Annotated in this window: 10 protein-coding genes; 6 read left to right on the top strand and 4 right to left on the bottom strand. The window is 32.9% G+C overall.

The window, feature by feature from the left end; translation table 11 throughout:
• Nucleotides 1-120: 120 nt before the first annotated feature.
• From J2Z80_RS06565 to J2Z80_RS06550, 4 genes are read left to right on the top strand one after another with little or no spacing between them, the layout of a single operon-like run.
• The gene (locus tag J2Z80_RS06565; protein WP_209453686.1) at nt 121-1,104 is read left to right on the top strand and encodes an ABC transporter ATP-binding protein; all 984 of its coding nucleotides are present in this window, start codon (nt 121-123) and stop codon (nt 1,102-1,104) included.
• On the top strand, nt 1,070-1,777 hold the full coding sequence (locus J2Z80_RS06560) for an ABC transporter permease (RefSeq protein ID WP_209453685.1): 708 nt from the start codon (nt 1,070-1,072) through the stop codon (nt 1,775-1,777). The genes J2Z80_RS06565 and J2Z80_RS06560 overlap by 35 nt, the downstream gene beginning before the upstream one ends.
• Nucleotides 1,778-1,789: 12 nt before the next feature.
• A complete protein-coding gene (locus J2Z80_RS06555; protein ID WP_209453684.1) occupies nt 1,790-3,172 on the top strand; it encodes a GldG family protein in 1,383 nt (460 codons plus the stop codon).
• Nucleotides 3,169-4,062 (top strand): DUF4340 domain-containing protein, encoded by an 894-nt coding sequence (locus tag J2Z80_RS06550; RefSeq protein WP_209453683.1) that lies wholly within the window; start codon nt 3,169-3,171, stop codon nt 4,060-4,062. Before J2Z80_RS06555 ends, J2Z80_RS06550 begins: the two co-directional genes overlap by 4 nt.
• Nucleotides 4,063-4,066: 4 nt before the next feature.
• Here the strand turns inward: J2Z80_RS06550 and J2Z80_RS06545 are convergent, their stop codons facing one another.
• Nucleotides 4,067-5,071 carry a helix-turn-helix transcriptional regulator gene (locus J2Z80_RS06545; RefSeq protein ID WP_209453682.1) on the bottom strand — a complete coding sequence of 335 codons (1,005 nt, stop codon included), beginning with the start codon at nt 5,069-5,071 and terminating at the stop codon, nt 4,067-4,069.
• Nucleotides 5,072-5,212: 141 nt separating this feature from the next.
• Here J2Z80_RS06545 and J2Z80_RS06540 point away from each other — a divergent pair, with 141 nt between their 5' ends.
• Nucleotides 5,213-6,967 carry a cell division protein FtsA gene (locus tag J2Z80_RS06540; RefSeq protein WP_209453681.1) on the top strand — a complete coding sequence of 585 codons (1,755 nt, stop codon included), beginning with the start codon at nt 5,213-5,215 and terminating at the stop codon, nt 6,965-6,967.
• Between the two features lie 38 nt (nt 6,968-7,005).
• On the opposite strand, the gene J2Z80_RS06535 is transcribed toward J2Z80_RS06540, so the two are convergent.
• On the bottom strand, nt 7,006-7,992 hold the full coding sequence (locus tag J2Z80_RS06535; RefSeq protein WP_209453680.1) for an acyl-CoA dehydratase activase: 987 nt from the start codon (nt 7,990-7,992) through the stop codon (nt 7,006-7,008).
• Nucleotides 7,993-8,121: 129 nt separating this feature from the next.
• Here J2Z80_RS06535 and J2Z80_RS06530 point away from each other — a divergent pair, with 129 nt between their 5' ends.
• Nucleotides 8,122-9,642, top strand: coding sequence for an ATP-dependent metallopeptidase FtsH/Yme1/Tma family protein (locus J2Z80_RS06530; protein WP_209453679.1), 1,521 nt, complete (start codon nt 8,122-8,124; stop codon nt 9,640-9,642).
• An 11-nt stretch (nt 9,643-9,653) separates the two neighbouring features.
• On the opposite strand, the gene J2Z80_RS06525 is transcribed toward J2Z80_RS06530, so the two are convergent.
• Nucleotides 9,654-10,337: a TIGR01906 family membrane protein gene (locus tag J2Z80_RS06525; protein WP_209453678.1), complete on the bottom strand. Its 684-nt coding sequence runs from the start codon at nt 10,335-10,337 to the stop codon at nt 9,654-9,656.
• A gap of 3 nt (nt 10,338-10,340) precedes the next feature.
• On the bottom strand, nt 10,341-11,831 hold the full coding sequence (locus tag J2Z80_RS06520) for a hypothetical protein (protein WP_209453677.1): 1,491 nt from the start codon (nt 11,829-11,831) through the stop codon (nt 10,341-10,343).
• Nucleotides 11,832-11,840 lie beyond the last annotated feature (9 nt).

Raw genomic sequence — 11,840 nt, 5'->3', positions numbered from 1 at the left:
AAATGATTTCAGAATGAAATTTTGGGGGATAAATTTAAAATATGTCTCCTGAAATTCAGTTATATCAGGCAACAGAAGTTGCCGAGAATACTCATATACGAAAAGGAGGTTTGGCCGCGTATGATGATTGAAGTAAACAATGTGACTAAAGTTTACGGAAAACGCAAAGCTGTAGACAATATAAGCTTTTCTGTAGACAGTGGAGAAATAGTAGGATTTTTAGGTCCTAATGGTGCTGGAAAAAGTTCAACCATGAAAATGATAACTGGTTTTATGCCACCAACATCAGGCACAATAAAAATTGCCGGGTACGATATAATAGAAGATTCATTAAAGGCGAAAAAACATATTGGTTATCTTCCAGAAGTCCCACCACTGTATTTTGATATGACTGTTGAAGCTTATCTAGCATTTGTATGTGAATTAAAAGAAGTCCCAAAAGATAAAAGAAAATCAACAGTTGATAAAGTCCTAAGTGAAGTAGGATTGTCTGACGTAAGAAACAGAATTATTAAAAACTTATCAAAAGGTTACAAACAGAGAGTTGGACTGGCTCAAGCAATCATCGGAGATCCTGATGTGCTGGTTCTTGATGAACCGACAGTTGGATTAGATCCCAAACAAATCAAAGAAATAAGGGACATTATAAAAGAACTAGGAAAAAAGCATACCATCATACTGAGTACACATATTTTACCTGAAGTAAGCATGATATGCGACAGAGTTATAATCATAAACAAAGGCAAAATTGTCGCAATGGACTCAACTGAAAACTTAACCGATACTATAGGAAAATCAAAAAGATATTTCCTTAAAGTCTTAGGTTCAACTGAAAAAATATCAACTACATTAAAAGGAATAAATGGAATAAAAGATTTTAAATCGAAATCAAACACAAAAGAAAATTGTATCGACATCGATGTTGAAACAGACGTAAACAACGACTTGAGAAAAGAGATTTTCTTTTCTTTTGCAAAACAAAATCTGCCTATTATAGAATTTAGGCCTGTAAACTACAGCCTAGAGGAAGTCTTCCTGCAGCTTACAACAGATGAGGAGGTAAATAGTGATGAAAATTCTGACAATATACAAAAGGGAGCTTAAGTCATACTTTCTATCGCCTCTTGCATATGTGCTGGTAGGTTTTTTGCTGCTTATATCAGGATATTTCTTTGCAACATTTGTCCTCTCAACACAATATGCACTTATGTCTCCCGTTTTTAGCAACATGGTTTTTGTCTTCATGTTTATAAGCCCAATTTTGACGATGAGATTGATATCAGAAGAAATGAAAAATGGAACTGATCAGCTTCTCATGACAGCGCCGCTGAAAATAACAGACATGGTTTTGGGTAAATACTTTGCATCACTGACTGTCTATGCTCTATCATTGGTGATTTCCCTGATATATCCTTTATATCTTAAAATATACAGCACACCAGACTTTGGACCTATTCTTACAGGTTATATAGGATCTTTCTTAATGGGAGCAGCATTCATAGCAATAGGTATTTTTGCATCATCCTTAACAGAAAATCAGCTTATTGCCGGTGTCATAGGTTTTTCGATTCTTTTATTATTTTGGATTATTAGCTGGCTAGGTGATGTATTCCAGGGAACAGCTAAAACTATTGTGGAAAACATTTCGCTGCTACAAAGATTCAATAACTTTCAAAACGGTGTATTAAGCTTAAATGACATTGTATTTTACTTGAGCGTAATAATCTTCTTCATTTTTGTAACTATCATGGTTGTTGATAAAAGACGCTGGAGTTAGGAGGTAATTCTATTGAATAAAATCAGGTTAAAATACGGAAGCAATACGATTTTAGCAATCGTCATTTTATTGGGCATATTAATTTTCGGCAACTTAATATTAGCCCAAAAGCCTATAAAATGGGATCTTACCAAATCAAAGCAGTACACTCTCTCTGATAAAACAAAGCAAGTTTTGAAAAATCTAAAAACCGATGTAACAGTCTATGCGTTTTTTCAGAATGATAGTGCAAAGACACAAGTACAGAATATTTTAAATGAATACACAGGATTATCAAAAAAGATAAAAGTTCAATTTATAGATCCTGATAAGAATCCTTCATTAGTACAAAAATATGGAATAACTGCTTATGACACTACACTGTTTCTAAACAGCAAAGATGACAGTAAAAGACAAATAGTTAATTCATATGATATATTTACCCAATCACAAGAAACAGGTCAGACGATTTTTAACGGTGAACAGCAATTTACCCAAGCGATAATTAATGTTACAGAAGTCAACAAGACAAACGCTTATATCATTCAAGGCCACAATGAAGTAAACAGTACAAACTCTCTAACAACATTTAAAACAGCGCTGCAAGGTGAAGGCTACAACGTAAATGATCTAAACATTGGCCAATCCGGCGGTATACCAAAAGATGCAGGCCTTATAATAATAGCTAATCCACAAATGGATTACAACGACCAGGAAATAAATGCAATCATGGATTACCTGAAAAAAGGCGGAAAAGCATTCATTATGATGGGGGCTGAAAATGGTCCTCTTACCGAAAAATCAATTAACAACATTCTAGCAAACTGGAATGTAAAAATCGATAACGACATAGTTGTTGATCCTTCAAGGAACTATTTCATGGATGCTTTATCACCTGTTCCAGAGTACGGATACCATGACATAACCGATAAACTAGAATCTGCTAATTTAGCGTCAGTTGCACCAAGTTCCAGAAGCATAACTTACAAAGAATCAAATAGCAGCAATATATCGATTCAATCATTTTTGACAACTAGTGATAAAGCGTGGGGGAAAACAAATTTCAACAGCAAACAAGCATCATTTGACGACAATGACATAAAAGGTCCTCTAACACTTGGCGTTACTATTTCTGACAGTAAGACAGGTATGAAAGTTGTCGTACTTGGCAATGACCTTATGGCAACTGATAAAGTTATTGGTTTGGAAGGCAACAGAGACCTTCTTATGAACAGTGCCAATTGGCTTACAAACAAGACGACACAGATATCTATAAGTCCAAAACCTCTTGACTATGCTACAGTCTTCATGACTGGAAAACAAGCTAATGCAATGTTTATTGTAACTGTAATTGTAATTCCATTAGTCATCTGGATAATAGGTGGGTTTGTCTTCTTCAGGAGGAGAGCTTTATGAAGACTTTTAGAAACACTATAATAATGTTTGTAATACTTGGCATATTTGTGGGATATTACTACTACAGCAAAGCTACAAAGAAGCCTGCACCATCGACAAACATCATAAGCATAAGCAAAAATAAATTGTCTTCTATTGATATAAAAGATTCTAATAATGAAATGGCTATTGTAAAAAATGGCAGCACCTATAAAATTATCAAACCGATAAGTTATGCTGCAGATAGCACATATGCCAATGATTTATTCAATTCACTCACACAATTAAAATACAACAGAAAATTTACCGATACAGATTTAAAGAAATATGGATTGGACAAATCAAATTTCATTATTACTGCGTCATCCAGCAATGGCAATACAGAAGAATTGATTGTTGGAAATAAATCACCAGTTGGCAATTCGTACTATGCCAAATTGTCAAATTCGCAGTATATATACGTTGTAGACGCAAGCTCGATAGAGAATTTTCAACTTACAAGTAGTGATACACTATTCAATTATTTAAATAAAGATATATACACGATATCTAAAGACAAAATATCAAAAGTAACTTATACAGACTCTTCCGGAACCCGTTATATGGAAAAAAATAAAAGCGGAAAGTGGGCTTACAATGGTAAAGAAATAAGCAGTGACAAATCAGAAAGCCTTCTCAATGATATAGTCTTACTGAGTCCGACAGGAATAGATCCAAATAAAAAAATCAGCGGAAATAGTTCTAGCTTCACACTTACCATATCAGATGGCAGTAAAAATGAGGAAGTCAAATTTCTGACAAATGACAATAATAATTACTACATCCAGAAGAACAACAATCAAATTGGCCTATATATAACAAAGGACCAATTAAGCAGCTTAATGAACGATATAAAAAGCATAATGAAATAAGGAGTCATTTACTCCTTATTTTTTTTGCCATCTTGATTATCTCATCATTGATCATGTCTTTAAACTCATCGGGACTTATAACTTCTGCTTCACATCCAAAGCCTAAAACCCATCTTTTAATCTCATCTAGCTGCGAAACTACCTTGACAAATAAAATTGAACCATCGTCATTTTCTACAATTTCATCTGCCTTATATCCTTCATACTCTTTGACAAGCCTGGCTGCATTCCCTGTAAATCTTATTTTCACCCTGTATTTTGTGTTTCCTTTTAAAATATTCCACGTGTATTTGTAATACTTGCTCTTATCAAAATCAGGGGATATTTCAAAGCTTTTACCAAGTAATTTTATCTCTTTCATTCTGGATATTCTAAAATCCCTTATTTCATTATGTAATTTGCAAAATCCCGTCAGATAATAATGACCATCTTTTTCGTAAATCAAATACGGATCTACTTCCCTTTCAGTCTCTGTATCAGATGTAAAAGAATAATACCTCATTTTGATAGATTTTTTATATATTATTGCATCGTTGATAGTCTCTAACATGTCTAACGTTACATTTTTATCAGAATCTATATCCTTTTGTATCAAAAAAGTCCTATACAGCCTATCAATGTAGTCATCGTATATAGAAGGTATGTACGATATTATTCTCTCTATGAAATTAAGAGCCATTTTACCTATTTCAGATGTATCATATTTTCTAATTATTTCTCTAGTGAAAAATAATGCAAAAAGTTCTTGTACAGTAAATATAAAATCATGTATCTTATACTTTTCTAAAGTATAAGTCGTTCCCCTGCCTTCCCCTTCTTCGTAAATTGGAAATACCATAGTTAAATCATCTAAATCTCTTTTTATCGTCTTTGTAGATACCTCTTCTCCAAAATTTTTAGCCAATCTCTGATATATCTGGTTTATTGTCATTCCATTGTTTTCCCATGATAAAATTGATAATATCTTCCACTGCCTTTCTAATTGAGTAGAATCACCATTTTTAATCATTTTAACACCCCACAAAAATTACTTTTAAGACAAATCAAAAAATTGTATAATATAAAAGTAATCTTAATTGAATTATACAACTTTCTAAAATTTATTAAAATATATTTTTTGTTTTACGATATATTTTTCGGGGGAATTTTGATGAACGATAACTTGATTTTTTCACTTGACATTGGAACAAGAGTTGTTGTAGGCATTGTAGGTGTGGCAGAAAATGACAAATTAAAAATACTTGCAGTCGAGCAAATGGAGCATAGGGACAGAGTAATGTTTGACGGTCAAATTCACGACATAGAAAAAGTATCGTCTGTTGCGTGTAAAATAAAAGAAAAGCTTGAAAAAAAGCTAGGAGTAAGCCTTAAAAATGTTAGTCTGGCTGCTGCCGGAAGGTCTTTAAAAACCAAAATTGTTAGAGTCGAAAAAAGCATAGATGAAAATTACATAATAAAAGACAGTGACATAGATAATCTAGTTTTGTCTGCACTAAACACTGCAAAAGAAGAGATATCGCATGAAGGCTATACGGTAAAATATCACATGGTAGGATACTCTATAACTAGCTTCTATTTAGATGGCCTCCCTATAACTAACCTAAAAGACCATACAGGCAGAGAAATCTCAGTAGAGATAATTGCCACATTTTTGCCATATGATGTAGTAGAAAGTTTATACTCTGTTGCAAAGAAAGCAGATTTAAATGTTACATACCTTACATTAGAGCCGATAGCAGCAATCGGAGTCGCAATAATGCCTCAAATCAGGATGCTAAATATAGCGCTTATAGATATTGGCGCAGGCACTTCTGATATAGCTATTTCAAAAGAAGGAAATATAATAGCATATTCAATGGTCCCATTTGCCGGTGATGAAGTAACTGAAACGATACAACAGCATTTCCTTACTGATTTTAACACTGCCGAAAAAATAAAAACGACCTCAAAAAAAGAAGTAAAATTTAAAGACGTAATAGGAATTGAACATAAAGTATCAAGAACTGACGTGCTTAAGATAATAGAACCTGTAGTTAAAAATCTTTCAAAAAAAATCTGCGATGAAATTCTAAAATACAATGGAAAAAGTCCATCTGCTGTATTCTTAGTAGGCGGCAGCAGCAATCTTCCCAATATTGCAGAAGAAATTGCTAAAAATCTATCTATACCGTTAGAAAGAGTATCTGTAAGAGATGCAAGCTCCATCAACGTCGTAGAATACAAAAGCAAAAAATTAAAAGGCCCGGAATACATCACACCTATTGGTATCGCTTACTCATCAATGATTGACAGAAAAAAAGATTTTATAACCATCTATTTTAATGATGAAAAATTAGAACTATTAAATGTGAAGGAAATGACCATAATGGATGTGCTTCTAAAAACCAATTTTGACTCTAAAAAGTTAATTGCACGACCAGGAAAAAATCTGTCATTTACACTTAACGGAAAAAATATCGTTATAGATGGTGAAGTAGGAATACCTGCTAAAATTTTAAAAAATGGAATCGCATCAAATCTCAAATCAAAAGTGGAAAACGGCGATAAAATAGTCGTTGTAAGTGGCATAAATGGCAAAGACGCTTCTATTACAGTAAAAGAGCTTAAAGATAAATACGGCGCATCAAAAATCACAGTCAACGGATCTATCGTAGATGATGACTACATTGTGAAAAATGGTGATGACGTAAAAATAATTGTAGAAAATCAAGAAGAATTTTTTGTTTACATAAATGGAGATAAAACAATCCTTACTGGAAAGGAACAATATATATTCATTGATATATTTAATTTTATCGATTTCCAGATGCCCAAAAATAAAATTCCTGAGATGATTTTAAACGGAAGAAAGGCTTCATACACAGACATTCTCAAAAAGGGCGATAAAATAGAGATAATAGTCTGATTATAAGGATCAAAGACGATCCTTATAATCTTTTATAGTTAAGATACACTTTTTGAAAAAATATTCTTGCTTGTAGAGTTTGACCACTTGCCGCATTTATCACCCCAGCGGGATATAACTTCATCATCTTTAATAAACTCCACAACCTCACATCCGTTTGAGCAGCCGGTACATTCAAACCCCTGTGCTTTATAATCAAGATCAGCAATTTCAAAACCTTTAAACTGGCTAAAGCCTTTTTTCTTTACAGCCTCTTTGGCAAGAATAGCTGCACCTATCGCTCCCATTACACCATAATATTTAGGAACATATACTTTCATGCCCAAAGCTTTTTCAAATGCCGCTTTTATGCCTTTATTTGCAGCTACACCTCCTTGGAACACTATCGGTTCTTTTATGTCCTTACCTTTTCCAACATTGTTTAAATAGTTTCTCACCAAAGCTTCACATAAACCGCTTATTATGTCTGGCAGCGCGTATCCCATCTGCTGCTTATGTATCATATCAGACTCAGCAAATACGCCACATCTGCCTGCAATTCTAACAGGACTAACTGATTTTAGTGCAAGATCGCCAAATTCTTCTATTGGTATATTGAGCCTGTAGGCCTGCTGGTCAAGAAATGAACCTGTACCTGCCGCACAAACCGTATTCATTGCAAAATCTACTACAATTCCATCCCTCAATATTATTATCTTTGAATCTTGACCACCTATTTCAAAAACAGTGTGTACATCTTTAATTAAATTTGATGATGCAATGGCATGTGCAGTTATTTCATTTTTTACAATGTCAGCGCCAACCATGAGCCCTGTTAACTGCCTTGCACTGCCTGTCGTACCGACTCCTTTTACAGATATATCTGTGTGAGTCCTATCTCTCAACATAACCATAGCTTTCTGTACTGCCTTTATAGGCTGCCCTTGAGTCCTAATATAAACAGAATCTATCACCTCGTTGTTTGAATCAATCAAGGCGACATCTGTGCTTACAGATCCAACATCAATTCCCATGTACACATCCATGTAGATAACCTCCTTTGAAAATTTTTACTTCTTTTCCATATAAACCTTAATTCATCATCGTTTCTTTCTACGTATAATTTGCGATTGTACGTAAAAACTATTTTTAGTAAATCACTGGGGGCGATGGCAATGAAAAAAAACTTATATATAATATTATTAACCTTATCACTGGTAATAAACATTATTTTGTCAATATCCTATACCTCAAAAGCGAATCCGGTGCTTATCATAATTTCAATGCTATCTCTTTTTCTGATAGGGTATATACTATACAAAAATAACGTATCTGAGATGCTGCCTGTAAACTTAAAAAACGAACTTCCACCTAAAGAAAAAGAGTCCAACAAAAAAGTCAGCATTACCTTTAGAGATGTAGCAGGACTTGACGAGGTTATAGACGAGCTTAAAATTATCATCGATTTTATAAACAACACTGAAAAATACGATAGAATGGGTGCTAAAATACCAAAGGGGATACTTTTCTATGGTCCTCCAGGTACCGGCAAGACATTGCTTGCTACAGCTTTGGCTGGAGAAACAAATTCTACATTTATATCGGCATCAGGTTCAGAATTTGTTGAAAAATATGTAGGTGTTGGAGCCAGCCGCATAAGAGCATTATTCGCAAGGGCTAAAAAGTCTACTCCCAGCATCATCTTTATAGATGAAATAGATGCGGTTGGTAGCAAGCGTAACAACGACAATAATTCTGAAAAAGATCAGACATTAAATCAGCTATTAGTTGAAATGGATGGCTTCAACAGCAACGACGGCATTATCGTAATAGGTGCGACAAATAGGCTTGATATGCTGGATGAAGCGCTTCTACGCCCTGGAAGATTTGACAGAACGATTCATATAGGAAATCCAAACGTAAAAGCACGATTGGAAATTTTGAAAGTACATACGAGAAACAAGCCTTTAGATAACGACATATCACTGGAGGAATTGGCTAAAAAGACCCATGGCATGACAGGTGCCCATTTATCATCGATTTGCAATGAAGCAGCGATTTTGGCAGTAATAAGGCATAAGCAAAGAATAGGAAGAGAAGAATTTGATGAAGCTATAGAAAGAGTTGTTGCAGGTTTGCAAAAGAAAAATCAAGAAATCTTAGAAAAAGAGCGCAAAATTGCAGCACATCATGAAGCCGGTCATGCTATAATCGGCAAGATATTAAACGCCAGCACAGTCGAAAAGATTTCAATAGTACCTCGTGGAGAAGCATTAGGATATGTCCTCAATTTTCCAAAAGATGACGCCTTTTTAATGACAAAAACAGATTTAAAAAACAAGATAACAATGCTTTTAGGCGGTCGTGCTGCAGAGGAGATAATGTTTAATGAAGTATCTACAGGTGCAGAAAATGATTTAAAGGAAGCTACAAATATCTCATATCAGATGGTATGCAATTACGGCATGAGTGAATTGGGAAATAGGATATACGACATTAGAATGGTAAAATCAACTGACAAAATAGACGCAGAAGTCAATAAAATCATCAACTATTGCTATACAAATGCAAAAAAGATCCTTATAGAGAAAAAGGATAAAATAATTCTTATTGCAGAAAGACTTTTGTCAAATGAAATTATAACAAAAGAAGAAATTGATGAATTAATGAATGACGAAAAGCAAATGTGTGTATGAAAAATAGGCCTTTAGTTTAGGCCTATTTTATCATGATCTTTCCCTTTTACTAAATACGACACAAATCCTATAATTATATATACGATAACTGAATTTCGAATTGTAAGGTATGAAATATCACTAAAAAAGCCTTCCGGCAGCATCTGTATAAGTCTGTCGCGAGTCACATCCAACTGCCATAAATTGTTGTTAAAAAAAAGAAGATGAAAATATATAAACCACCTATTAAAATCCAGTGAAACGACAGCCACTACTGCAATTAAAAATAAAATCACAAATACCATACCACGGTATGTATAGTTAAATATGTCTTCTTTTTTAATGTACAAATACAAAGCAGTCAAGATGTACAAAAATATCATTACATTTTTTATTAAAAAACCATTCTTAAAAAGTTCTCTGACATCTCTCATGTGGTCTAATTCTCTTTCATTAAATACCTTTTGATTCTGACCATCTATTACAGCATTTAATTGAAGACTGTCTACTTTTCCAAAAAGATAATCTTGAATTCTGGCTGCTACTTTGTTTAACTGTGAACTATCCATTCCTGTTACATCTTCTATGCCGTATTTATTAAATTCGTGAATATAAAAATTTTTATCAAACGCCAAGTATTGTAAATTTGATAATAAAACAATCAAAAATAAAAATATAACCATCAAAACAGATATAATTTTATTTATAATCTTCATTTATTACAATCCTTCCTTGACGTTTTTTAAAAGTGCTTCATAGAGATGTTTACTGTTTTTCATATCCTTGTATAATTTGATTCTTTTGTCAACACTTTCCATTATAGCAGCCTTAACATTTGATGTTGTATCAAACTCCAAGGAGCTCTTCAAATAGTTAAAAAACTCATTTTCAAAATTACCTGGAACCGGAATGATTCCCAAAAGCCTCCTCATGCGAATCTTCCGATAATCTGGATTCATGTTTCTGCTAATATCATCTATCATAGAAATAAGATTATTAATTTCTTCTTCAACAATACTGCCTTCTATTGCTTCCCCTTGCATATCATCGAAATCATCACCATCATCATTCATTAGGTTTTCGTACTCAGCTAGAATCTCTATATCATTTAAAATATCTTCATCTATGAAGTTTTCTATATCATTTTCAAAATAATTCATGTCATTCAACAATCTATTGTAATTGTACAACTCAAAATACCAATTAGATATACACTCATTTAATGTTCTTAAAAAATCTTTTACTTTTTTCTTTGTATATTTTTCTGAATATATACTACCATATACATCTAAAAAAATTTTTATTTTAGGCTCTTCCTGCAGCGTATCTTCTATCTTTCTATCTGACTTATAAAATATCAAAAGCCTATTTACGATCCTTATTAGAGAATAAACCATTTCCCTTATATCCTGTATCTTGCCTAAAAGGACAATTGTTTCCTTTAAATACAGCTCTAAATCGTCTTTTTTAGCATTTTTCAAGTCTATTGTCTGAAGCTCTTCTATTTTATTGGCAATTTCAGCAAATTTTTCGCCATAACCTTCTACCAATTTCCCGTAAAAATTTTCCTCAATCTCAAAAATATTTTGTATAAGCTTGTCATAACCATTGTATTCATGAATCAAACCACTTTTCATGTAATCAAAAAATCTCTTTTTAGACAGTGCAAAAGGAATTGAAGATATTACTTCCTGAATCCTTTCGAATTTTTCTTCTTCATTTTCAAATACAAACTCTTTGATATTATTGTAGAATTCCTCAATGCTAACATCAAAATCGTTCTGGTTAAAAGTCTTAAGCTTATCATTAAATACATCACTGCAATATCTAGCTTCTACAAAATACCCATACAAAACTTCTAAATCTGATTCCAAATTTTCCTTTTTATCTTCAAGCGTTTTTATAATATTTTCTCTTATTTTTAAATCCATTTGTTTATAATATCTAATCCTATCAACTACATCTCTGAAACTTTCAATAGTATCATATAAGTCATCATTTAAAGACTTCATAAACTTTAAAACACCATTTCGTTTCAAAATAATATCATAAAGATAAACTGATTCGTAAATAAGTTCTAAAACACAAATAGTAATAATAATGTTTTTTTGTTTCTTAAATATTTCTTTAAGAGCATTAGAAATATTTAAATCGTCATTGCTATCTTCAGCTAAAATTTTTTTAATTTTTCGGATTTCATCATGATGCATTGTTACACC

This window comes from Thermoanaerobacterium butyriciformans (assembly GCF_017874545.1).
GTDB classification, from domain to species: Bacteria; Bacillota; Thermoanaerobacteria; order Thermoanaerobacterales; family Thermoanaerobacteraceae; genus Thermoanaerobacterium; species Thermoanaerobacterium butyriciformans.
This window is presented reverse-complemented; position numbering and strand designations above follow the sequence as displayed.

Bases quoted from the DNA above. Each gene is read 5' to 3' on its own strand.
- J2Z80_RS06525 (WP_209453678.1), bottom strand. From the start codon at position 10,337: ATGAAGATTATAAATAAAATTATATCTGTTTTGATGGTTATATTTTTA.
- J2Z80_RS06550 (WP_209453683.1), top strand. From the start codon at position 3,169: ATGAAGACTTTTAGAAACACTATAATAATGTTTGTAATACTTGGCATA.
- J2Z80_RS06535 (WP_209453680.1), bottom strand. From the start codon at position 7,992: ATGGATGTGTACATGGGAATTGATGTTGGATCTGTAAGCACAGATGTC.
- J2Z80_RS06560 (WP_209453685.1), top strand. From the start codon at position 1,070: ATGAAAATTCTGACAATATACAAAAGGGAGCTTAAGTCATACTTTCTA.
- J2Z80_RS06545 (WP_209453682.1), bottom strand. From the start codon at position 5,071: ATGATTAAAAATGGTGATTCTACTCAATTAGAAAGGCAGTGGAAGATA.
- J2Z80_RS06530 (WP_209453679.1), top strand. From the start codon at position 8,122: ATGAAAAAAAACTTATATATAATATTATTAACCTTATCACTGGTAATA.
- J2Z80_RS06520 (WP_209453677.1), bottom strand. From the start codon at position 11,831: ATGCATCATGATGAAATCCGAAAAATTAAAAAAATTTTAGCTGAAGAT.
- J2Z80_RS06565 (WP_209453686.1), top strand. From the start codon at position 121: ATGATGATTGAAGTAAACAATGTGACTAAAGTTTACGGAAAACGCAAA.
- J2Z80_RS06540 (WP_209453681.1), top strand. From the start codon at position 5,213: ATGAACGATAACTTGATTTTTTCACTTGACATTGGAACAAGAGTTGTT.